The sequence below is a fragment of the Phaeodactylibacter xiamenensis genome (assembly GCF_000759025.1).
GTDB classification, from domain to species: domain Bacteria; phylum Bacteroidota; class Bacteroidia; order Chitinophagales; family Saprospiraceae; genus Phaeodactylibacter; species Phaeodactylibacter xiamenensis.
Genome location: NZ_JPOS01000006.1, coordinates 39310 through 64083 on the forward strand (window position 1 = coordinate 39310; position 24774 = coordinate 64083).

General features: G+C 49.2%; 15 protein-coding genes and 1 tRNA gene. 5 read left to right on the top strand and 11 right to left on the bottom strand.

The features are described from left to right. The first annotated feature begins 32 nt into the window (after positions 1 to 32). Entirely contained in the window at positions 33 to 4913 is a 4881-nt protein-coding gene (locus tag IX84_RS33885) for a PKD domain-containing protein (RefSeq protein WP_081968571.1), read from the top strand. 150 nt (positions 4914 to 5063) lie between these two features. Here the strand turns inward: IX84_RS33885 and IX84_RS02400 are convergent, their stop codons facing one another. Continuing rightward, on the bottom strand, positions 5064 to 6188 hold the full coding sequence (locus IX84_RS02400) for a Fic family protein (protein ID WP_044216273.1): 1125 nt from the start codon (positions 6186 to 6188) through the stop codon (positions 5064 to 5066). Between the two features lie 180 nt (positions 6189 to 6368). After that, positions 6369 to 7289, bottom strand: coding sequence for an oxidoreductase (locus IX84_RS02405; RefSeq protein ID WP_044216274.1), 921 nt, complete (start codon positions 7287 to 7289; stop codon positions 6369 to 6371). A gap of 115 nt (positions 7290 to 7404) precedes the next feature. On the opposite strand from IX84_RS02405, the gene IX84_RS30585 reads away from it, so the two are divergent. Then, positions 7405 to 8172 carry a DUF3667 domain-containing protein gene (locus tag IX84_RS30585; RefSeq protein ID WP_052515700.1) on the top strand — a complete coding sequence of 256 codons (768 nt, stop codon included), beginning with the start codon at positions 7405 to 7407 and terminating at the stop codon, positions 8170 to 8172. A 196-nt stretch (positions 8173 to 8368) separates the two neighbouring features. Here the strand turns inward: IX84_RS30585 and IX84_RS02415 are convergent, their stop codons facing one another. Then, on the bottom strand, positions 8369 to 8818 hold the full coding sequence (locus IX84_RS02415; RefSeq protein ID WP_081968572.1) for a hemerythrin domain-containing protein: 450 nt from the start codon (positions 8816 to 8818) through the stop codon (positions 8369 to 8371). Between the two features lie 65 nt (positions 8819 to 8883). Between IX84_RS02415 and IX84_RS02420 the strand changes: the two genes are divergently transcribed. Beyond that, positions 8884 to 9294 carry a carboxylesterase family protein gene (locus IX84_RS02420; protein ID WP_044216277.1) on the top strand — a complete coding sequence of 137 codons (411 nt, stop codon included), beginning with the start codon at positions 8884 to 8886 and terminating at the stop codon, positions 9292 to 9294. A 6-nt stretch (positions 9295 to 9300) separates the two neighbouring features. After that, positions 9301 to 10122 carry an alpha/beta hydrolase gene (locus tag IX84_RS02425; RefSeq protein ID WP_044216279.1) on the top strand — a complete coding sequence of 274 codons (822 nt, stop codon included), beginning with the start codon at positions 9301 to 9303 and terminating at the stop codon, positions 10120 to 10122. 66 nt (positions 10123 to 10188) lie between these two features. On the opposite strand, the gene IX84_RS02430 is transcribed toward IX84_RS02425, so the two are convergent. After that, the gene (locus IX84_RS02430; RefSeq protein WP_044216280.1) at positions 10189 to 13665 is read right to left on the bottom strand and encodes a fibronectin type III domain-containing protein; all 3477 of its coding nucleotides are present in this window, start codon (positions 13663 to 13665) and stop codon (positions 10189 to 10191) included. 447 nt (positions 13666 to 14112) lie between these two features. On the opposite strand from IX84_RS02430, the gene IX84_RS02435 reads away from it, so the two are divergent. Further along, a tRNA-Gln gene (locus IX84_RS02435) sits at positions 14113 to 14184 on the top strand. Between the two features lie 539 nt (positions 14185 to 14723). On the opposite strand, the gene IX84_RS02440 is transcribed toward IX84_RS02435, so the two are convergent. The 7 genes from IX84_RS02440 to IX84_RS02470 form a co-directional block, all read right to left on the bottom strand. Next, positions 14724 to 17831: a type I restriction endonuclease subunit R gene (locus IX84_RS02440; protein ID WP_044216281.1), complete on the bottom strand. Its 3108-nt coding sequence runs from the start codon at positions 17829 to 17831 to the stop codon at positions 14724 to 14726. 115 nt (positions 17832 to 17946) lie between these two features. Next, positions 17947 to 18327 carry a GxxExxY protein gene (locus tag IX84_RS02445; RefSeq protein WP_044216282.1) on the bottom strand — a complete coding sequence of 127 codons (381 nt, stop codon included), beginning with the start codon at positions 18325 to 18327 and terminating at the stop codon, positions 17947 to 17949. A 71-nt stretch (positions 18328 to 18398) separates the two neighbouring features. Further along, positions 18399 to 19724, bottom strand: coding sequence for a restriction endonuclease subunit S (locus tag IX84_RS02450; protein WP_044216283.1), 1326 nt, complete (start codon positions 19722 to 19724; stop codon positions 18399 to 18401). Positions 19725 to 19909: 185 nt separating this feature from the next. Continuing rightward, the gene (locus IX84_RS02455; protein ID WP_044216284.1) at positions 19910 to 20308 is read right to left on the bottom strand and encodes a GIY-YIG nuclease family protein; all 399 of its coding nucleotides are present in this window, start codon (positions 20306 to 20308) and stop codon (positions 19910 to 19912) included. Further along, positions 20301 to 20531, bottom strand: coding sequence for a hypothetical protein (locus tag IX84_RS02460; protein ID WP_052515701.1), 231 nt, complete (start codon positions 20529 to 20531; stop codon positions 20301 to 20303). The genes IX84_RS02455 and IX84_RS02460 overlap by 8 nt, the downstream gene beginning before the upstream one ends. Next, a complete protein-coding gene (locus IX84_RS02465; RefSeq protein WP_044216285.1) occupies positions 20528 to 22075 on the bottom strand; it encodes a type I restriction-modification system subunit M in 1548 nt (515 codons plus the stop codon). Before IX84_RS02465 ends, IX84_RS02460 begins: the two co-directional genes overlap by 4 nt. A gap of 1573 nt (positions 22076 to 23648) precedes the next feature. Beyond that, positions 23649 to 24773 carry an IS701 family transposase gene (locus IX84_RS02470; protein WP_044215897.1) on the bottom strand — a complete coding sequence of 375 codons (1125 nt, stop codon included), beginning with the start codon at positions 24771 to 24773 and terminating at the stop codon, positions 23649 to 23651. Position 24774 lies beyond the last annotated feature (1 nt).

The window sequence follows — 24774 nt, forward strand, 5'->3', positions numbered from 1 at the left end:
ATGTTCACCTACTCTTTTACAACACCCCTGGTATGAAAAATATGTACTTGCTTCTAGCCCTTATGTGTACAGTTGCCCTTACGGCGCAGAATACCTACAATGCTCCTGAATTCGGAGACCTGGAAATCAATGATTGTAATGGCATTCTTTACGACTTCGGTGGGCCCGATGCGCCATACACCGATGACAATGAAGCCTACATCTACATCAATGGCACCTCCGGTGACGCGCTGTCCCTTACTTTTACTCAATTTGATATAGAGGACCACTTTGACTTTCTTACCATTTATGACGGCTCTTCGACGAACAGCCCTTTGGTCGGCACCTATACCGGCTTGAATCTACCCAACAACGGTAACCCTATATTGCTTTCGGGCACCAGCTGCCTGCTGGTATTCACCAGTGATTTCACCATCACCGGCGCAGGGTTTGCGATGAATTTCGATTGCATCGACTTTACAGAGCCTCCTGTGGCAGCCGCAGCCTTCCCGGCCCTGAGCTGTACAGGCACTGTCGCCTTCTCGGATGCCTCTACTTTTTTCCCAACCAGTTGGACATGGGACTTCGGGGATGGCAACACTTCAACGGAGCAAAACCCGGTTCATACCTACGATGAGCCCGGCACCTACGATGTGCAGCTGGAGGTTTGTAATGATAATGGCTGCGATACCTTCTCTGCCAGTCAGGCGATTACCTTCGACCCGGAAAGTTTTGCCTGTACCAATGGCATCAGTATGCCCACCCACGGACTGGAAACTACTACGCTTTGTAATGGCGTTTTGTACGACGATGGCGGTCCCGATGGCAATTACACCGAAGGTAGCAACGGACAGTTCCTGATTGCGCCTCCGGGAGCAACGAGCATCACGGTCACTTTTACGGCTTTCAATTTAGGCGCTGCTGCCACCAATAATGATCAGTTGTCACTGTTTGCAGTGAATAATGGCACCTACACGCCCCTTGCTACCTACCTAGGTGACAACCTGCCCAACAACGGGCAGCCCATTACTTTTCAGGCCCAGGCGCTGGGACTGTTCTTTTTTGCCGACCACCAGGGCAATTTCCCTGGATTTGAAATGATTTGGGAAGCCAATGGTATCGCTAATCCGCCTTCCGCTTCCTTTACCACTAATGCCACGGAAGTACCGTTCGGTACGGCCATTCAGTTTACGGACAGCAGTACCGAAAACCCCGGCGCATGGTTCTGGGATTTTGGTGATGGGAACACCTCAAATGAGCAAAACCCGAGTTATGTTTACCCGGAAGCCGGCACCTATAGCGTTGTCCTGACCGTAACCAACTGTAATGGTTCTGATACGAGCATGTCGTTGGAAGTCATGGTACAGGAGCCGCCCGCGCTAACGGTTGACCCGGATAGTTTTTCCATCGAACTCGACGCTGGCACCACCACTACGGCAACACTCAACCTCTGCAACATCGGGCAGGGAGATTTGCTTGCCACGATGAGCAGTCAGGATGAGATGAACCAAACCGGTTACCGCTTTGACTTTACCACCTCTGATCAGGGCGCGGGCTTCAACTGGCAGCTTTTCAATCAGGACTTTGAAGTCATTGCAGAAAACAGCCAAACGTACGCTGCCAACTCTACCTATACAGAGATCATCAACGGGCTGGAGCCTGGTACGGAGTATTTCTTTTGGATTGCGGGCGTGCCGGAAGGGACTTCCGTTTTTGAAATTTTCACGCTTACCGATTTAGGGACAGGTGAGCAACTATTTTCCGGATTCTTTGAGTTTATCATCGATCAGGTATACATCCTGCCCCTGCCACTCAGTGGTCCCGGCGGAGCGCCAACCTGGCTTTCAACCGGCACAAACAGCAACCCGCTTCCTGCCGGGGACTGTGAAGCCATAACGGTTACTTTTGATGCTTCGGAACTGGTGGACGGCACCTACGAAGGTTCGATCATCATCAACAGCAATGACCCGGATCAGCCAACGGTGACCATCCCGGTGACGCTGATTGTAAACGGGACGCCGGAGCTGAGTATTTCCACCAATGACCTCAACTTTGGGGAAGTACAAATAGGTGCTACTGCCACCCTTAGCTTTACTTTAGAGAATACGGGTACCGCCCCCACCGAAGTAAGTGGGTTAGAGGCTGCCCTGGCTGGTTTTGAAGTAGCAAGCCCTAACAGCCTTACCCTGGCCCCATTTGCAGCACAGACCATCAGCGTTTCCTTCACGCCGGGCGAGCTGGGTGCTTTAACCGAAACCCTGACGCTTGCCAATAATGCCGGAGATGACCTCCTGGTTAACCTTACCGGCACGGGCATAGCTGCTCCGAGCCTGACCGTCAACCCTACTGCGTTCACTGTTGAGCTGATTGAAGGGCAGGATACCACTTTGACCGTAGATGTAGGGAACGTTGGAGAAGCGCCCCTTGATTTTACGATCAATACACAGTCCGGCAATACCGGTTTTGTATTCAACTTCACCACCGACAACTGGGGCGAGGAGTTTTCCTGGGTACTCATGGACAATGGAAACAACACGGTTCAAAATTCTGAAGGCATCGTATATCAGTCGAATACAGCGTACAGCGTAGAACTGTCCGGGCTATCTGCGGATGAGTCATATACGCTTCAACTGCTGGACAGCTGGGGAGATGGCGCACTGCCTAATTACAGTGTGGTTGACCTGGTTTCCGGGCAGGAAGTAGCCTCCGGTACCTTCATCGGGGATGGGTTACTGCAGGAACTGGTTCCTCTTGGCAGCCCGGCTGCGGCTGATTTCTCAGGTATTTCGCCCACAAGCGGTACTGTAGCGGTCAACGGGAGCACTGCGCTACAGATTGATCTGGACGCCACGGGCCTGGCCACCGGTGTTTACAATCTGGTGTACGAGTTGGAAACCAATGACCCACTTCAGCCTATGGTGCCCATCAATGTGACGCTCTTTGTCATTGCTCCGGTGACTGCGGGTATTGAGGCGCCCGCATTCATCTGCGGCACAATACCGGTGCAGTTTACGGATGTCAGTACTAATCAGCCTACAAGCTGGACCTGGAACTTTGGGGACGGTACTACCTCCACCGAACAAAACCCGGTGCACACCTATACCGAAAGCGGCACCTACACCATCACGCTGGAAGCCTGCAATGCGCTGGGCTGTGACGTCATCACGCTTGTCGATTTTATTGCCGTAGAACTTGATTGCTTTTCCCAAAACATACCAGCAGAACCGCACGGCTTTGAGACCGTCACGGTCTGCTCTGGCAATCTGTACGACTCTGGCGGACCCAATGGACCTTACCAGGAAGGCAACCTGGCTGCTGTTACCATTGCACCACCCGGAGCCTCTACAGTCAGCATCACCTTTAGCGAATTCAATTACCAGGAGCACGCAGATTTTGTGTTTGTATACGATGGCTTTCCCGGTACAGGCACGCTCCTAGGGTCATTCACCGGCAATGAATTGCAAGGGCAAACTTTAACTGCCGCCTCTGGTGTACTCACTGTGCAGGAATATACCGATCACTTTGTAAACTTGAGTGGTTTTGTTGCCACCTTTACCTGCGACGCAGTGCCAGCACAGCGGCCTAAGCCTCAGTTTTCGATAGCAGATACGCTTGTTTGTGCCAATGAGCCCATCGTGTTTATTGACGAGAGCCTGCAACTTCCCACTTCCTGGTTCTGGGAGTTTGGTAATGGCGGCGTCTCAAATGAGCAAAATCCTGTCTATTTCTACCCAGAGAGCGGAACATATACCGTAACGCTCACCGCCTGCAATGCCGAAGGCTGCAACACGATTGTGCAGAATATTACCATAACGGTAGACCCCGACTGCGTGATTGAAAATATGCCGGTGAACGGGCAGCAAGTGATCCAGGGTTGTTTTGGAAGCCTCTATGATTCAGGTGGACCGGACAGCAACTACGTAGACAACAATACGGGAATAACAACGATCATTAGCCCGGTCGGCCCTATCACTTTAGAGTTTGTAGCTTTCAATTATGAAAATGGGTTCGACGGAGTAGCTGTTTTTGATGGTGCGGATACCGATGCACCGTTACTTGGCTACTTTACGGGCAATGAGCTGCCGGAGCCTATCACTTCCTCCGGTACGGTGATCACTATTGTGGAAAATACAGACTTTTTCGAGAACGAGAGCGGCTTCCAGATTGACTACAGCTGCCAGGGCACGTTGAATTTTGCCGGGTCTCAGATTACAGCAGCTAATGCAGAAATGTGCGATGGTGTACGCTCTTTCGGTGTGAATACCTCATCTAATATCGACAGCTGGAGCTGGGACTTTGGAGATGGGCACACTTCCACGGAGGCCAATCCAGAGCATACACTCGGGCACAACGGCATTCACCACATCGAGGTAACGATTTGTAACGGGGAAGGCTGTGAAACACTCGAGACCATGATCTACTCCAATAAGCTCACTCCTGAAATTGATGCCCCGGATACGGTGGCACCAGGCCAGGAAGTCCACTTCCACGGTCTAACCGAAGAAGCCACGCACTGGAACTGGGACTTTGGCAATGGAGAGACTGCCGATCATGCGACGCCAATGACCATCTACGAGGAACCGGGATGGCACGAGGTACAGATCAGCCTCATAAATATGGATGTCCATGAGACTTGTGATGCCAGTCATACCCACTCCATTTATGTAGATCCCAATCTGACCAGCACCAGCGATGTTGCCGCGCGGAACTTCACGGTATTCCCCAACCCTACCACCGGGCAGCTCAATATTCGTGGCCTGGAGGCGCTGGGAGATGGCTATGAAATCCGTATCCACTCGGCAGTCGGGCAATTGGTGAAAGCGCAGCCTTTGACACCAGCGCTATCCATAGCGGAGCTCCCTTCCGGCATCTATGTCCTGGAAGTGGTCAGCGGACAGGAGGTGATCGACCGGCAGAAGGTGATCAAGGAATAAAAGGCAGGAGATCGAAACGGGCTTGATAAGAGACAGCATCCTGTTGGGGTGCTGTCTTTTTTTCAGCTCCTACTTTGAAGCGCTTACCGATACCTCCCTGATAAAAATCAACATAAATGGCCAGGCGATTGCGGCTCACCTCTAGACGCTCTATTCGTTGAACAAATCCAAATATGCTTTAAAGGCGTACATTTTGGCCCGTCCGCCATTTGGCAGCTGAACAAGTATACCTGCTTCTTCCAGGTCCGACATCAGCTTATAAGCACTTACTTTTGACTTGCCGATAATCTCTGCAATTTGGTCCGCATCAGTGACAGGACGTTTAAAGAGCTGCTCCAGGACCTGCTTCGCGCCCTTCGAACGCCCTCCCAAGCTCTCGAGGCGTTCGTCCATTGCTCTTTGCAACCGAAGGATGCCATCGAAGGTTTTTATGCCACGCTTGGCGGTTTCGATCATGCCGGTCAGAAAAAACTTGTACCATTGATTGATGTCATTGTGCGTCCGGACCCGTGTGAGGTTATCGTAGTACAACAAGCGATGCCGTTCGAAGAAGTCTGACAGATATAGGATAGGTTTATGTAATATCCCCTTACTTACAAGGTAAAGCGTAATCAACAGGCGACCAACTCTGCCATTCCCATCGAGAAACGGATGAATTGTTTCGAACTGATAATGAATGAGTGCAATTTTTATAAGATCAGGGATCGGAGCTAGTTCATCATTGGCAAACTTTTCAAGATCACTCATTAGTTCAGGAATGTAAGTATGGGGAGGTGGCACGAAGGTGGCATCATCCAAGGTTGCCCCACCAATCCAGTTTTGACTGGTACGAAAGGTACCGGGCATTTTTTTACTTCCTCTGACGCCTTGCATAAGCGTTCTGTGGATTTCTCTTATTAATCGGCTGGAAAAAGGCAGCTCTTGAAGTAAGTCGACCGCAAGATTCATCGCCTTTATGTAATTTTGAACTTCTTCCCAGTCATCTTTAAGACCGGGAGAAACATCCGATTTTTTCATGAAAGCCTCCTCAATATTCGTTTGCGTGCCCTCTATGCGCGAAGACTGAGTGGCCTCCTTGGCAATGTGCATGCTTATGTAAAGGTCAATATCAACATAAGCTGAATACATGTCCAGTCTGCCGAGGTGGCGGTCAGCTTTACTCAGCAGCTGTATCACCTCCATATCTGCTATCTCCCAATTTATGAATATAGGCTTAGGGATGAAGGCTTTGTAGTACCCCTGATTGACATAGTGCCCTGCTTTAAAATCTTTCATGTAGCTTAAAACACCCAACCCTTTAATTAAGTTTCCACGGTAAAAACTTAACTCAATAGAATTTTAGTTAAGAAAATAGCCCTAAAACTTAACTGAATAAGATTTCAGTTAAGAAGAACGCCTCAAAACTTAACTCAACACTTTTTCAGTTAAGCACCGGGCGGGCAGCCTCTCCCCTACCTATACCGTTTGGGAAAGGAATGACACCCCAGTCAGTTCCTCCGAAGCCACCCACAGAGCAGAGCAGCCGGCCGGCTGCCCGATGGAAGGAGGAAGCTCAACGCGTTTGGGCGGGCCGGCGATTTCCCCCCACTTGCCGGGGCCGTAGTAATGATCGGAGTCTACGGTCTCTCCGACAGCGGCGAAGAGTTGAGGGCGGGCATTTTGATCGGGGGTGGGCAGCAGAGGCAGGAGTACCTTTTCGGCGATGAACCGGAACACGGCATTGCTCTCCACATTGCGCCCCAGGTTGGTGGAAGCACCGCCCGGGTGGGCTGCCACGGCGATGGTCTGGCCTTCCGGCAGGCGGCGGTTAAGTTCCAGGGTGAACATCAAGTTGGCGAGTTTGCTTTGCCCGTAGGCTTTCCAGGGCTGATAGTTGTTGGGGTCCTTGAAAGAAGAGATATCCATCTGACCATTACGCGCGGCCAAACTGGAAACATTAACAATACGGCTGCCGGAGGTGCCCAGCAAAACCGGAAGCAGGTGGCCCGTCAGCGCAAAGTGGCCAAGGTGATTGACACCAATTTGCTTTTCGAAACCATCCTGAGTAGTGCCGTAGGGCGTGGCCATGATGCCGGCATTATTCATCAGGACATCGAGCTGCTGGTATTTAGCTTTGAAGTTTTTGGCGAAAGCCTGTACCGACTCCAGGCTGCCCAGGTCCAGCAGCATAAGGCGGGCAGGTGTCGTTTGTACCGCTTCCACCTCCTTCAGGGCCACAGCACCCCGCTCTTCCGACCGACAGGCGAGAATAACCTCAGCGCCCTTTCGAGCCAGCGCTTTGGCGGAAGCGAGCCCCAGCCCACTGTTGGCTCCGGTGATGATGACGACTTTGCCTTCGAGGTTGGGCATATCGGCGAGTGTCCAGTTCTTTTTCATGGTGTTTGATTTAACGGTTAAAAGGCAGACCGTGATTGATTGTTGAGTTTTTACTTCGATTATTAGTGTAGCGCCTTCCAAAGGCTTAATTATTAGTATTTTTCGGACAAAAAGAATGCCCACCTGTCTGAACTGTAAGCAGCCTATCCTCGAAGACGGTCAGTTTTGCCACCACTGCGGCGCTAAAATCATCAGGGAAAGGCTGACCCTTTGGGTATTTTTCGCACAACTTGGCCAAACGGTATTCAATGTCGATTCCAGTATCTGGCGAACGGTGGGGCATTTGTGCTATGCGCCAGGAAGGGTATGCCGTGGCTATATAGAAGGCGTCCGGAAGCGCTACCTCAGGCCAGTAGCTTACCTGTTCTTTGTCGCCAGCCTTTACGGATTAACGCTTTTGCTGTCGGATGGGGATATCCGCTATTTCCATGAAGATTTTGCGCTGGGGTTTACCAGCTACGATGATGCCACCGGGCTGTCAGAAGAAGAGCGGGCACGGCGATTACGGCCACTGGCATTGGTGTTTATCTTGCTGTCGATCCCAATTTTATCACTCATCAGCCGGTTGATCTACCGGCGGGCAGGGTTTAATTTAGCAGAGCACCTGGTAATCAATGCCTATTATATGGGGCAACTCCTTTTCCTGAACTTAGTGCTTAACCTTGTAAAGGTACCTTTCCCTTCCCTTGAGGAGAACACGATTTTTTATTACCTGTTTATGATTGTATTTCTGGGCTACGCCTGGGTGCTGCAGGTTCCGGCTTTTCGGCTTCGCGGGGTTTGGACGGTTATTAGCCCGTTGTTGTTCCTGCTGGTCATGCTTTTTATTTTGGGGCTCTTTTATGGGTTTGGCGCTGAACTGCTATTATCAAGAGCAGGCTAGTGGTCTGTCAAGGCTAAAACTAGGGGTTGCCTGCGGCGACTTTTGAGGCTACTCTTCGTTGGACAACCCCTTACGTAGCGCTGCTATGCGCGGGAACATCCGCCTTGATTAGCCTCAAAATTCGCTCCCACTCAACCCATAAATTAACACTTGACAGACCACTAGTCTGGACGTGCGATGATCGTCGGCCAAAGTATCAGGCTTCCAGCGGTGGCAGTTGGGATAGCACGGTCTCCGGAACTTCCCGCTGTATGGCAGCAAACCAGACTCTTTCCTCAAAGCGGATGTGCTGCTCCAGCAGACGGCCGAGTTGATCCAGGTCATCGGGCGTGGCTGTATCAGAGAGCTGTTGGATTCGCGCCGAAATTTGCCGGTGTTCCGCCTGCACCTGATCGCTCATAGCCTGCAGCTGTTCGTGGTAGGCGCGGGTGGCGGGGATCAGCACGGTGGCTTCCCAGTCAAAATGCCGGCTCAGCCGTTCTTCCAGCTCCTTTTTGACGAAAGCTACCTTGCCGGGCATGTCCGTAGGCAACCCCTTGTAGTCGGGCACATCGCTCTTAAGCAACTGCGCCAGTATCAGCCCTTTGTGGTGCTGCCGGGACAAAGGGACTAGAGCGGGATGGCGTTTGAGTGGTTTTCGGTCCATGGAGGTAAAATACAAATTTTCTTACCTTTCGAGGTAGAACCCATATACCGCCTAAATTAATTTACATGAAGCCCTACCTTGTACTTTTTCTGCTTGTCGCAACGATGCTGCCGCTACTGGCGCAAAGCAGTCTGAACTATGAAGCGCGATACTTTGTCAATTCAGCCGGGGATAGCCTCCCTTACCGCATTCTGTTCCCGGAAGGATATGAGGAGGGTAGGCAGAACTACCCCTTACTGTTGTTCCTGCATGGTGCGGGGGAGCGAGGGCAAGATAACAAAGCGCAATTGACCCACGGTGCCCGGGATCAGGTGGTGCCGGTAGCAGAATCCAGGGAAGTGTACGAGGCTTTGAAACAAGCAGGCGCTGCTGTGAAGTATACAGAGTACCCCGAAGCCCGGCACAACAGCTGGGACAATGCTTTTGCGGAGCCCGGGCTTTTCAACTGGCTGTTTAGCCAACGGAAAACAGACTAACTAAACATGCTGATTTACCTGCTTTACGGTGTTGGAGTTTACTTATTCATTTGCATTGTCTTTTACACCATGCAGGACTACTTCTTTTTTCGGCCGGAGATTTTGCCGGGTAATTTCCAGTACGAGTACCCCTTCCCATTTGATGAAGTGCACTTTGAAATGGAAGATGGCGGCTACATCAACGGGCTGCACTTCCGGGTGCCCAATGCTAAGGGAGTGGTCTTTTACCTGAAGGGAAATTCCCGGAGTCTGAAAGGCTGGGGGAAGTTTGCCAAAGATTTTCTGGGCAAGGGCTATGACTTTTTCATGATTGACTACCGGGGCTTTGGTAAGAGTGCCGGTAAACGGACCGAAGCGACGCTGTACAACGATGCGCAAACAGTTTACAAATGGCTTAGTGAGCGCTATCCCGAGGACCAAATTGTGCTTTATGGCAGATCCCTTGGCAGTGGCATTGCGGCGCGGATTGCCGCCTGGAACAAGCCATACCTGCTCATTCTGGACTCGCCTTATTATTCCTTTTTGTATCAGGTGCGGCAATATGGGTTCTGGCTGCCCCTGAAGTGGGTGCTGCGGTACCAAATTCGTACGGACTTTTTCATCAAAAAGGTCACCTGCCCTATTTTCATCCTGCATGGTACGAGTGACCGGCTGATCCATTTCCGCCAAGGCAAAATGCTCCACGAAGATGCGCCCAACAGCGAGCTCATTGCATTGGAGGGGGGCGGGCACAACAACCTGCCCGACTTCCCGGAATACCACGAAGCCCTTTACGAAATCCTCCACGATGAAGATCGCTACGCCCGGCTCGTGCCCCCCTCAAAATGAAAAACGCACTCGCTCACGAAGAACGAGTGCATTTCCAAACAAACGTGCTAAGACCAGGCCCCAGAATTAACGGCTGATCACTAACCTTTGACTAACAGGCTGTTGCCCCTCTGAGTAGATAGTCACCAACAATACCTGATTATTGCCCCACTCATTAGTATTCAGGGTGAGCTGACCGGCATCACGCATCATATAGGTACCAAGCGTTTGCCCCATCATATTGCGCACCACTACGGTGGAGGCGACAGTTGGGTGACTTAGAGAAACCGTCACCTGATCCCGGGCTGGATTAGGGAACAAGCTAAACTGAATATCCGTATCGAAAACTTCAGCACCGGGAGCGCCCATCGGGAGGCTGCCCGCCAGCGTGACGGAAGAACCGTTGGTGAAGCCGGAGTTTTCGTTGCTGCAAAGCGCTCTTACCCGCCATTGTACCGTACTTCCAGCCGGCAGGTTATCATCGGTGTAGGTAGCCGCTGTAACATCTATCGAAGTCGGGCTGAAGCCAATTGGCCGGTACTGAAGGCGATAAGCATTTGCATTGGGCACAGGGTCCCATTCGAAGGTTGCGCTAGTAGCCGAGTTCGCAAAGGCATTGAGCCCTGTTGGGTCAGAGCAGCCCTCGTCCAGATCGCAGATATCGTTGTTGTTGGTATCAATCAGCGTACCGGCACAGTTGCAGTCGGCGCCAATCACATCATTCTCCGTACAGTTATCGCCATCATCACAAGGCGTGCCAATGAGATCATCATCCATTCCGGGGCACTGATCGTCGCTGTCGCAAACTCCATCGTTGTCTGAATCCGGGCAGGCGTCATCCGTGGTGGTGAAGTTTTCAACAGATGAATAGGGAGAATCTTCGTTACTGCAGATTGCCTTCACTCTCCATAGGTAGGTGGTGTTTGCGCTCAGTACAGTCAGCTGTTTACTGTTGCCAGCCACGGAGAGCGTAACGATGCTATTTATAGGCATCCCCTGCTGCAGGTATTGGAGTTTATACTCATTAGCCCCTGAAACGGCACCCCAACTCAGCAGTGCTGAATTAGTGGTGAGGTTGGTAGCCTGAAGGCCGGTTGGCGCCACACAATCGTCTACCTCATCCAAATCACAGATGTCGTTGTTGTTGGCATCAATCAACGTACCGGCACAGTTACAATCTGCACCATACACATCATTTTCCGTACAATCGTCCCCATCATCGCAGGGCGCACCAATGAGGCTGTCATCCATTCCGGGGCACTGATCGTCGCTGTCGCAAACTCCATCGTTGTCTGAATCCGGGCAGGCGTCATCCGTGGTGGTAAAGTTTTCAACCGGTGAATAGGGAGAATCTTCGTTGCTGCAGATTGCCTTCACTCTCCACAGGTAGGTAGTACTGGAAGCAAGTGCAGTCAGCTGCTCACTGTTGCCACTGATGTAGAGGGTAACGACGCTATTCATAGGCATCCCCTGCTGCAGGTACTGCAATTCGTACTGATTAGCGCCTGCCACCGGGCTCCAGCTCAGCAATGCGGTATTGGCCGTTAGGTTGGTAGCCTGAAGGTTGGTTGGGGCTGTACAGGGCGGTGTGGCAGGCAGGCAAAAAGCGGTAGTCTCCTGGCTATCGAAGCTACCCCCACTGGCTAACACGGTATTTGTGGCGTTGTCGGTGAGCACGTAGCTGCCGTTACCATGCCCGCAGCAAATACCATCGCCATAGGAATCGAATATATTGAAGCTGAAGCATCCATCTGTCAGACAGATTTGCTCGTTCACGGTGGTATTTTGCTGACCGCTGTAACTGCCTCCTGATGCCAGGACAGTATTGCTGTTGTCCGTTACTGTCCAGGTGGTTTCAGCCGGATAGCCATCCAGCGTGATTGAAAGTGTAAGGGTATTGTCGCCCGTCGAGAAACTGGAAGTAGCCTCATTATTGGCAGGCTCATCGTCTGCCCCACCGTTGGGTGAGCTGGTGGATACGGTGAAGGTATGGCTGCCGTTAGAGAAATTGACCGCGGGAAGGGTAACTTCTTCCCCCTGATTGCTGGCCAGGCTCCCCGTCCAGTTGTAGTTTTGGGCAGGGTTGCCATCCAGCGAATAGTTGATTGATACCGAGGTTAAGGTTTCGGAACCATAATTAAATAGAGAAACGACCGGGCTTACCGTATTTCCACAGACCACGCCTTGGGGCATTTCCACGGATGCAATGCCGGCATCGGTGGTACTGACTGCACTGCAGGGGTCAAGACAGGAAGCGTTGTAGACCTCGCTCCTAATCAGGTCGCCGGGCTGCGGGCCAAAATTTTCTGTAAAGGAAACACCTACACTCCCCAGCAGGTGGCAGTAGCTCATGATAGTGCCCTCATCAGGCGTTTGCCCGTTATCATAACAGCCATCAGGTGTATAGCCTGCTGCCGGACCACAGTTGTCAATAGGCGTATTATCTCCATTCCAGGCACAGTCGTGCGTATGAGGAGAGCCCAGGTTGTGCCCGATTTCGTGGGTCACTACATTGACGGTCCAGCTATAGGTAGGTACGGTACTGTAACTGGAGTGAATATCGCTATAGGCTACACCGAATGTGGAGCTGCATATTACATCAAGGTAGGCAATTCCGCCGCCGCCCTCATACCCAACAAGGTGAGCCAGGTCCGCACCATTGTAATCGCCGTTGAGGTGCTGCCGGAACTGCACCAGATAATCAAGCGTGCCAGGACCGGTGTAGGGGTCGGTGATATCCCAGACAAAAATTTCATTAACGACCAGGTTGATACTCTCATCAGCATATAATGTACTTACCTGGCTGAAGACTCCGGAGACATAGTTTGCAGCCTGCGTTACCCCTCCTTTGCCATCGTGGATATCCTTATCTACCTCTACATACATCTTCACGCAGTTATTCGGATTGGGTGAACGGGTGCCCCCCGGCTCTCCCCCACCAGGGCGGTAACCGGGCAATTCTTCGGCATAGCAACCTTTCAGAGGGGGCTCCGCCAAAGCCTCCGAAGGGTAAAGGATGTGAACGCCCGCTGCATTTTCCACCTGCCCGAGGTTGTACTGTTGCCCCCGGAATTCAATGACTCCCAGGATTTCGTCAGGCAGGATCAATAGCATGGCCAGGGAGTGGGTTTCTCCATTGACGATACCCCGGTAATGCAGCCCCGGATCAAAAGGTACTGCCCGGTTGGGGTCAGAAGCTTTCCGCAGTTTGAAATCGGGAGACAGGTATTCCGCCTGATACAACTCAAGTAAAAGGGGCTGCCCGTTGTGGTCTTCCAGCCGGAGTTTCAGTTCCTGCGGTTCGTCCCGCCTGACCTGATGCAGGTTTTTCCGGTGCAGTGAAAAGTAAGCCGCCTCTTCGACTTGCTCTTTGACCCTTGCTGCCCAGGGGCCGCCGGGGACCTGGGGCAAAAGCAGTGGTATTTCGGGTACGACCGCAAATGAGGCTTCACGGCGAGCGACCTCATCAGCGATAGGGTGGTTGTGATTTTGCGCAACAACAGAAGTGTACGACAACAGAGCGCTAAGCAATACCCAGCAAAGGTTAAAGGAGATTCTGTGCATCTTTGTTTTGTTTAGGTTAAGTAGATTTTAAGGCTTGCCTGCCGGAACTTCGTCACACACGGCCCAAGCCTTTCATCCATTATATTAAGCTATACCAGATTGTTAAATTTTGCAAGCCAATCTCTGAAAAAAAGCAATCTCAGAAGCTCATTTACGATAATTCAGGCTTCCCGTGCACATTATACCCTGCCGGGGATTAGTAGGATAGAGCCTGCACAGAAACCCTCAGATATACGGCTCTACTGCCAATCAGGTTTCACCCTGTCACAATTTTATCGTTTTCTACGGGAACTTCATTCCAATCTCCTCCGTTATACTCATCACAAATGGAAATGCGGTAACAAATGATTCACTAAAAAAAATTCACGTTTTTTCTTGCACATCAATTTGAAGCCGATTATCTTTGCAATCGCAATTGAGAAAAACACTTCTCAAGCTGGTTTTTAAAGACCCATGGTGTAATTGGCAACACAGCAGATTTTGGTTCTGTCGTTCTAGGTTCGAGTCCTAGTGGGTCTACTAACAAATACTGCAAACCGCTGTAGGTTAAATACTTACAGCGGTTTGTTTTTTTATATGCGTCGTTTAAGGTGTCGTTTTTACCCCGTAGCACAAAAAATCCGTTGGGGTAACGGCAAAAAGTGTTGATGTTTTTACTATCCCAACGGCGGTAATATCTTCAAAGGTAAAAAAAGTGTGGCGGCTTTAATCGTCTCCCTCATCCATCCACTCCGGTAAATCCCCTATAATGATCTGGGGCGGTTGCCGGGCCAGCGGGATGGATAGTGCGAAGCTGGCTAAGAAGCTTGGTTTTTTTGATTGAGTTTTGGAGGTGATGGGATGGCCGTAGATTTATGGCATGGTTTCGCTTTTGTATATTGGATAAGTATTCCGGTCCCATTGGTTCTTCGTCAATTTAGGTGGAGTTCATAAGCACCCGCTTTCGCAATAGCTAAAAGCTTGCCCGTCCATACATTTGGCGCTTGATCATCTTTAAACGGTTCACCTGCCCCTCTACTTGACCGTTGTGTATATTCCGGAGCGGAATACACATTAATTCATATCTCCCCGCCAATCCCCTTAAACTTCTCCACAAAGGCAGACATTTTTTGGAAGACACGCTGCTTGAGGGTCAGGTATTGAGGGTTCAGGGGGCTCATTCTCGGTAGAAGTGCGTTGAGCTCTGTCCCGTTTTCACTGGCATAGCTGCGCCTCAGGGAGGTGGCGATGTAACGCCTGGCTGCCTCTACGTTCAGGTTTTCCTCAGTTATCAGCTCGGTGGCTTCACTTTTCTGCCTTTCCTGTGCGTAGGTAAAGAACGATTCCATGATGCCCGCCTTGTCCGGAATGGAGTCCAGGTTGGTTTCATTGATGTAGTCTACGATGAGGCTTTCCTTTGCTCTGTTGCCTATGCTCGCACGGATGATGCGTCGGATTTCATCCACTAACGAAGCTTTGTCTTTCGTTTTCTTGTTGTGCTCAAAAATCAGCTCCAGGATATAATCCAGGTTGATCTCTTGTGATTTGAGCAGGTCAACCTCAAATACGACATCATCCCAGTCGATGCCTGATTCTTCTGTTTCTTTACCTTTTTTCTCCCGGCGCAGCCAGTCGCGGATATCGTTGTAGGTGGACCGGTAGTCTTGTACGGTACGCTCTGGCAAGGTTTCTATCGTTTGCATGATGGCGATGTCCTCATCGGTCACGAAGTAGGTTTCCTTGAAGGCCTCAACGGCTTCCGTATCGTTGAGGTCAATGTCTTGCAGTGCGTTTAGGTGGGTGAACTCATCGTAATTCTGAAGGATATTTTCTACCCGTAGATACTCGCCGAAGAGCTTGACAAACTCTTTCTTATCGCTCTCCCTGATGATCTCGTCCGGGTCGGGGAATTTTTCATTCAACTCGTTAACCACTTCTATATACCCCCGGCGGGCTTTGCCGGTAGCGATGTCTGTGAAGCCTTCCAAATACTCTTTGTAGCTCTTCTCAAGCACTACATTTTTGGTATTCCGGTCTCCAAACAGCGTAATAGCATCGATGGTAGCTTTTTCTAAATCCCGGAAGGTGACAATATTGCCGAAGGTTTTAGTGGCATCATATATCCGGTTGGTGCGTGAGAAGGCTTGCATTAAGCCGTGATACCGCAGGTTTTTATCCACAAAAAGGGTATTCAGCGTAGGCGCATCAAAGCCGGTGAGGAACATGCCGACGACAATCAGCAAGTCCACTTCTTTGTTCTTTACCCGTTTGGCAAGGTCCCGATAGTAGTTTTGAAATTCCTTGCTTTCCACTCCAAAGCTGGTCTTGAACAGGGCATTGTAGTCGTTGATAGCCGCCGTCAAGAACTCTTTGGCACTCAGTTCCATGGCAGAGGGCTCGAAGGTTTCGTCGGCTATTTCCCCTATGGCTCTTTGCTCTTCGTTGGCGGCGAAGGAGAAGATGGTGGCTATTTTCAGTGGCTTTTCGCTATCGGCCTGCAGCTTGTTTAAAGTCTCATAGTAGCTTTTTGCGGCATCTACACTATTGACGGCAAACATGGCATTGAAGCCTTTGTTGCCCCCTTGTGTCCGGTGGGTCTTTATCCTGAAATTTTGCAGGATGTACTCCGAAATCTCTTTGATCCGTGTGGGGTGCAGCAAGGCGGTTTTATTCTCCGCTGCCGTCAGCTTCTTTTCATCCAATTCTGTTTCAATGCCTTTGAACTTCGGCCGTACATCATTATAATCGACTTTAAACTTGAGCACTTTCTCGTCTCTGATGGCGTCGGTAATGACGTAGGAGTGCAGTTCGCGCCCAAATACACTGGCTGTGGTATCCGCACCCAGTGCATTTTGCGGAAAAATAGGCGTGCCGGTAAACCCAAACTGATAGTACTTTTTGAACTTTTTCTTCAGGTTCTTTTGGGCTTCGCCAAACTGCGAACGGTGGGCTTCATCAAAAATGAAAACGACTTGCTGCTGGTATACCGGCAGATCGCGCTCGCTCTTCATCAGGTTATTCAGCTTCTGAATGGTCGTGACGATGATCTTGTTGTCGTCTTTGTTGAGGTTTCTCTTTAAGCCCGCCGTGCTATCGGACCCATTCACGCTATCCGGAGAAAAGCGCTGGTACTCTTTCATGGTCTGATAATCCAAATCTTTACGGTCTACCACAAAGAATACCTTATCAATAAAATCCAGCCCGGTAGCCAGCCTGGCGGCTTTAAAGCTCGTCAGCGTTTTGCCCGATCCGGTCGTGTGCCAGATGTAGCCGCCCCCTTCTGTGGTTGCCCATTTTTTGGCTTCATAGGCACTCCTGATCTTCCATAAAATCCGCTCAGTAGCGGCAATCTGATAGGGGCGCATGATCAGCAGGACATCATTGACGTCAAAAACGGAGTAATGCAGCAACACCTGCAGCAGCGTGTTTTTCTGGAAAAAGGTAGCCGTAAAATCCTTCAAATCCCTGATCAGCTTATTGTCTGCCTTTGCCCAGTTCATGGTAAAGTCGTAGCTGTTCTTATTGCGCTCCACGGTATTGGCGAAGTACCGGCTGTCGGTACCGTTGGAGATCACAAACAGCTGCAGGTATTTGAAGAGGGAGTTTTCCTTGTTGAAACTCTCTTTGGTATAACGGTGTACCTGATTGAACGCTTCCCGGATGGCCACGCCCCGCTTTTTTAGCTCGACTTGCACCAAAGGCAATCCATTGACCAGTATCGTGACATCATACCGGTTGGCGTGGGTGCCCGTTTGTTCAAACTGTGAGATCACCTGTACTTTATTCCGGGCAATCTGCTGCTTGTCTACGAGGTATATGTTCTGTATGTGCCCGTCATCGAAGACGAAGTCATGTATATAATTATCGTGTATTTTCCTGGTCTTATCAATCAGGTTTTCTCCGGGCCGGTCCAAATATTCCTCCACGAAACGAGCCCATTCATTATCCGTAAAGGCCATGTCGTTCAACTCCTGCAGCAGGGCCCTGACGTTGGCCAGCATGGCTTCAGGGGTGTTGAGTTTGGGCAGGTATTCATAACCCTGATTGACCAGATCCTGAATTAGCTCCCGTTCCAGTGAGGCTTCTGATTGATACGTTACAGGGGCTTCATGCACTTCTGAGTACTTGGTGTAGTGCTCAAGTACGATGAAGTGGTTGGATTCTGCAATGGTGTTGTAGTTTGGCATGTTTTGTTGGTTAACTACGAAAGATACGGCGTGTTTTTTTCTTTACTACGAAAGACACGGAATGCACGGCGTGTTTGTTTCTTTACCACGAAAGACACGAAAGACACGAAAAGGCTTACAGGGCGAGTCTGACGATGTCTGCTTTGGGGTAGCTTCCAAAGTTGACAAGTAACCCTAATTTCATGTTCGTTGCTTTGAGATAATTGAGGAGTTGCGCCTGGTGTTCCGGAGCGATTTGCCTCACGGCTTTTAGTTCTACGATGATTTTTCCGTAACAAATCAGGTCGGGCCGGTATCTTTGTTGCAGCGCCTCACCTTTATAGGACAATTGCAGCTCTGCCTGGGCGATGAAAGGAATTTGACGTGAGGTCAGTTCTCTTTCCAGGCACTCCTGATAAACCGTCTCCAGGAATCCGCAGCCCATTTCCCGATAGACTTCAAATATGGCACCCTGTATTGCATAACCTTCTGCTTTGTATATGATTCGGTCACTCATAACGTGTTAGATTATTACCCCTAATAAGGCAAAATGGACGAACAAAGACGCACCCTACATTTGTGCGCCTTTTAATTTTCGTGCCTTTCGTGCCTTTCGTGGTCTGTGTTCGGGAAGCTCAACAACAAATCCCGATAATATTCATACTGCTTCTCCCGCAGCTCAATCTCCCTCGGCAACCCCTCGCTGATGGAAGTGGTCAACGTATCGAACTTGTCCAGGATGGAGACGATGCGGGCTTGTTCTTCTGGCGAAGGAACAGGAATTTTTATTTTCGCTAAATTATCAGCATTCACACGCCTGACTTTCGCACCAGTTATGAACGGTCTTTTCTGTTTGTGAAATTGCTCTGTTTGAAAATAATACGCAACATATTTGGGGTTTAAGGTATGAGTATAAAAACAAGCATCACTACTCACCGCTATGTCCTCATCCCCTAACCATGCTACTGCTTTACACAGATCTTCGTCATTTTCACTTGTTGTTGCTATGATCAGGTCACCATGCTTAGCCATACGTGCTTTCTTAGCAAACTCTTCAGAAACAAAGGATTTGGTTTCATAAGTGTAAGTGCCATAGTGAGTATAGACCTGACCGTAGTGGATGCAGCCAACTCCAGATTCAGTAAAGTCTTTTTTCTGGAGACCACCACCCCGAGTAAATTCCCCAATAGATTTATCCCCCAACGCCTTCCACACCACGTTCGTGCCTTTCGTGTCGTTCGTGGTCTCAAAGCTCAACAACCGCTCCCGATAATACGCATACTGCTTCTGACGCGCCGTCAGCTCCGCCGTCAGCTCCGCCGTCAGCTCGGTGAACGTATCGAGGATGCGGACGATTTCCTGCTGTATTTGTAGGGACCGCTCGGGGTCATTTGGGCAGGGGATGGGGATTTGGAGCTGAGCCTTTAATTTATTTGAACTCAGATTAGGCTGGGCACCTCCGCCAGCTAATACATAAATAAAATCAGCTTTAGTTAGAAGAAAATGGTATAGAAAGCGATTATTCAGGATACCTTCATTTGGTTCAAATTTTCCCACACGTTGATTGAGGTACGCTGTTTCAGATAAATCGTAATACCCTATTTTACCTGTAGTAGCGCCCGACATAGCGATTAGAACATCGCCTTTTACGATTGAATAATTAAGTGGGTTCCCTCTTGTGTAATCTTCAGGGTCAAAGTATTTCACATCAGATAAATCAACGTTTCTACCATCAATATTTGTAATACGAATAATTGGCAGTCCCTCTTCTTTAAAACGACTACTCTTGAATGCAAACCCATTTTTGAATCCGCAAACTTCCCCCAGCGCCTTCCACTCCACATCAGCCCTATCCAGCAACTTCTCTATAAACGGCAGGTGCCGGTCGCCCTTTGTATTTGGTGTTTTGCTCATTGTTTTTTGGTTCCTTTTTTATGGTTTAGATTTCTCGCTTCGCTCGAAATGACGCCTTTTTTTGGGGAGGGGCATAAGCTAGCGGCTCTCTGCAGCCGCTAGCTTATGCCTACTCTTCCCCGCAAAGCGAGTTGTCATTCCGACCGAAGGGAGGGATCTCCAGCCTAGAATTAATCCCCTGCAAATCAAGAAGGAGTGTCATTTCCACTGCAGGGAGGAATCTCCTGGTTTTCCTCCAATTCTCTTAGCAGGTCCGCCACTTGTTGCGCGAAAGGAACCTGTTTATGCATAAATCCCTTTTCAGTCGCTAGTACCTTCCATTCAGGGTTCTTCTTGTTGATGAGTGCCTCCTTCTTTTGGCGGTTCCACTTTTTAAGCTCTTTTTCTCGCTTTATGGCCAAGTCAAAGTAGGGGTACTCTTCATAATAAATGCAGTATTCCAGATTATATTTATCGGTGAATGCATTTTCCACCAGATGATTTTTGTGTTCGTAAATCCTACGGCACAAATCGTTGGTGACACCAATATATAAGGTGGTTTTATTCTTGTTAGTCATGATATAGACAAAACCTGCTCTACTCATTCTTGCCCTTTTTTTGAACTGTTCGGATTTTCCGAACAGTTGCTTCCGGGGTCAGTTCTTCGTCTGTATAGATATTTCTAATGTGTTCACTTATGGTTGATTTGGCTGCCTGGTACAGTTCAGCGAGCTGTTTTTGGGTTAGCCAGACATCTTCATTCTCCAGATGTACCGAAAGCTCAGAAAGTCCGTCCGCACTTTTATAGATGATTACTTCCTTGCTCATGCCTCAATCTCCTTTACGATCGCATCAATATCTGCCCGCAGCACATTGATCTTGCCCACCGTAGCCGCAATCTCTTTGTTGAGTTTATCGATGTCAATTTGCTCCCGGGTGTCTTTGGGCTCTACGTAAGAGCTGACGGAGAGGTTGTATTCGTTTTCGGCAATTTTGGTATTGTCTATGGTGGTGGTGACATGATCGACCTCTTCTTTGGTATCGAACATGCCCATGATCTGCTTAATGTGGCCATCCGTCAGCACATTATTGTTGGTCTGTTTCTTAAAGAACGCTTCACCGGTGGCATCTATGAACTGGGTTTTGGTATCCGTCTTATGTTTGGACAGCACCAAAATATTCACGGCAATGGACGTGCCGTAGAAGAGGTTGGGTGCGAGCGCGATCACCGATTCCACATAGTTGTTATCGACCAGGTACTTTCTGATTTTCTGTTCCGCCCCGCCCCGGTAAAAGATGCCGGGGAAACAGACGAGGGCAGCCCTTCCTTTACTGGACAAATAGCTCAGGGCATGCAGCACAAAGGCGAAATCTGCTTTTGATTTAGGGGCAAGAACCCCCGCCGGCGCAAAGCGGTCGTCATTGATAAGGGTAGGGTCGTCGCTGCCAATCCACCTTACGGAGTAGGGCGGGTTAGACACGATAGCATCAAAGGGCTTTTCATCGTGCAGCCTAGGTTCTGTAAGCGTGTTGCCCAACTCAATATGGAACTTATCGTAGTTGACATTATGCAAAAACATGTTCATACGCGCCAGGTTGTAGGTCGTATGGTTGATCTCCTGCCCGAAGAACCCCTCTTCGATGATGTGATTGTCGAAGTGTTTTTTGGCTTGCAGGAGCAAGGAGCCGGAACCCACTGCAGGGTCATATATTTTATTGACCTTTTCCTGTTTATGCATCGCCAGCTGTGCGATGAGCTTGGAGACATGCTGAGGGGTGAAAAACTCGCCACCGGATTTCCCGGCATTAGCCGCGTAGTTGGAGATCAGAAACTCGTAGGCATCTCCAAAAAGGTCAATCTCGTTGTCCTCAAAATTTCCAAACTTCAACCCTGCTACACCTTTAAGGACAGCAGCCAGTCGGCTGTTTTTGTTTTCCACCGTATTGCCCAGGCGGCTGCTCGTCGTATCAAAATCGGCAAACAGCCCTTTGATATCCTGTTCGGATGGATACCCGTTAGCCGAGCTTTCGATGGCTGAAAAAATGGCTTTTAGGTCCGTATTGAGGTCAGGATTGGTATTCGCATTTTTGGCCACATTCACAAAAAGCTGGCTGGGATAGATGAAATACCCTTTGGTCTTAATGGCATCCTCCTTGATTTCCGGAGTGATGACACTATCGGGTAATTCGGGATAGTTCACACTATCATCCCCCCCTTCGATATAGCTGGTAAAGTTTTCGCTGATAAAGCGGTAGAAGAGCGTGCCCAGTACGAACTGCTTAAAATCCCAACCATCTACAGAACCCCGCACGTCGTTAGCGATCTTCCAGATTTGGTTTTGCAGTTCTTGTCTTTGATTGATGCTTGTCATGATGTGTTTTGTGGCTCTGATTTATCTGAAAGTATCCGGGAGTCTTGTATAAGTAGATGCCTAAACACTGCTATACTTTGTATCCCTCCGCCCTAAATATCCATAAATCCGGAGAGACTTTAAAGGGGAAGTATACCAAATTGTCGTATGAGCGGTCCTCAAAGGAAGCATACATGATCGGCTAAACCGGGAAAGCAGCGCCCTCTTACCTGTGCACTTGCCTATGCACGGAGCTGTCTGTCGCAAGACCAGAGCGTGAAGGCTTGATATTCAGGTGGTTTTTATTAATTATTGTAGTCAGTATTTGTTGAATATAAGAGCATATATAGTTCTCCAAGGCAGGATTTGTGCAAAGTTGACGCAGGTATTTTTTTCGCTCGCAAGGCGAAAAACGCAGGCATAGCCTACACGAAGCGTGGGGATAAGGGGCCCCACGATGAAGTCGGCGAGGCTTTTCAACGCAGCGAGCGGAAAAAAGAGCAAGTCAAAATGCATTAATCTCGCCTTGGAGAACTATAAAAGCCGAGGTGTATAAAAAGCAAGATTTTTTATACACGTGAACAGTGATCTGTATAAATTATGGGCTTTCCTATAGTCGATGTATTGGCTGATTGCAGGAAAATGTCCTTTTAGAGCGCTCTATCAGGGAAAGGACAATGTCACTCACATTGCAGTATTTTTAATATCTATAAGACAAAGAGAATACCAATTGGGAACTGCCCGCCCAATCGAACAGAATAATATTTTCCTTTATGTGTGAAAAATAAACAAAAAAAGGATTTTAAAAAGACTTTTCGGATCAATAGATTGCACTTTACTGTCACAAAAAATAATTAGTTACATAATACCCTCCTGTGATTCTTTTATTTTTGATTTGGAAGGAAGGAAATGAGGTACATTTCGTGTAGTGTGTGTCCGTTTGTACCTTCTCTTTCTTTCAATCCAAATATACTTTAGATGGACTAATGAATGCATTAGCCTTGTGAGACTTTCGGTTCCAACTTCAATACTTCGACAATTTTCATAAGGTGCATTTATATTGAGTTTAGTTTTTCCAGATTATGTAGCGAAGGAACCGTTAGTCTCACTAAATACTTCGACGATCCAAGATAAAATCAGTAGAACCCCTAGAACTCAACCAACTGATTGTCATTTAATTCTGCCTTTATAACTCTAGTATAGTTAGTTCACTTGTTTAGATGTCATGGGTATGTTTAGGTTTGTAGGAAGAAAATAAAATTGTTTGTACAGCAATTTCTCTCAACACTATCGAGCTGGTTCCCCCAGTGTGTTTATTCTTCCAGTCTCCCAGCTGAACCGATACATGCTCATGACCTTTTTAACTCAAGGCAAAAGCACAAAGTACAATCTCTTCAGACTGTTTTTTACTGTTGGCTTATTTTTCAAGGTCTATCCAGAAGAAGAGGATGACCACACATTTAATAACTGACCTTTCGCACGCGAAAGGTTATGATAATTGAAAAAATTAGCAGTATTCAGGGTGCTTGGCACAGCAATCCCACTCAGTGCATGGCACTGAAAAAGCACTCGCATGAACAAGTTAATCAAAGCCTTACCCCAAAAGAGGGGTGGCTAGCCCGTTTGGCGGCCCAATTGCAGGGACATAGGCTTTGAGCCTTTGCACCTCTTGAAAAGCCGCCCTGAGGGCATTGACATAAATTTTGGTTTTTAGGGCAAAGTGGTTGGTCTGCTCTTTTGCAGACAGCAGTTCGAGTTTAGTCCAGGCAATCATGGCAGCAAAAACATGGTTGCACTGGGATGTCTCGTGCTTGGTGGGGGACTTTTCCAGCCCCACGTTTTGTTTGAGCGATTTGTGGAATACCTCCACTCCCCAGCGTGTCCCGTAGGTTGTGCAGATAGCTGGGCCGCTTAGCTCCAGATCGTTGGTGACCAGGTACAAGTCTCCAGTTGAGCCGTCTTGGTTTATAAAGACCTGTTTGACCAGCTGGACTTGGAAGTCCAGCCCTTTAAGGTAAACAGTAATGGCCTGGCCTGCTTGCAGTTCTAGCCCGTCGACTCGGTGGAACTTGCCTTCCAGTTTGTCTTCCATGGTAAGGGCAGCCTTGCGGTTGCTCTTTAAGGCACTGATAAAATGCTTGCCCAGCTCATAGTGCACGAACTCAAAGTTCTCCTTGGCAGCAAACCAAGTGTCCCAGACCACATAGCGGAAGGGCACGCGGTTGTATTTGACAAGTGCAAAAAGCTGGTCGCGCAGCATCTCGTTCTTGCTGCGGGGGCTGCGCTTCTTTACCTGCCCGCTTTTGGTATCCACGTATTCTTGCGACTTGCGCACGATCTCAAAAGCAACAGGCAGCTCTATGCCCTGTGGGCTCTGGTAAAGGAAATTCAGGATGTTGATCCCTTTGGTGTGCCCCGCTTTCGGCTTCTTGGAGTGGTCCCAGTGCCAAGTGACCACTTCATTCTCCGTAGAGTGCGGCTTCTCCTCGATCGTGTCATCTATCTTGATGACCGCGTCCGGGTGCTCCACTTTACGTACCAAAGGCTTTATGCAACGCCAATAGTCCTTTGCCGTGAAGGCTTCCTGCCCTAAAAAACGGCTGATCTTGTCATGGCTCAGTGCCTGATCGGTCAGCTCGGACAAGCCGGTGGCTGTCGCCATGCGAAACGATGCCAGCAGGTAGTCCGAATACAAGTCTAGTAACTTTGGGTCTTTCATC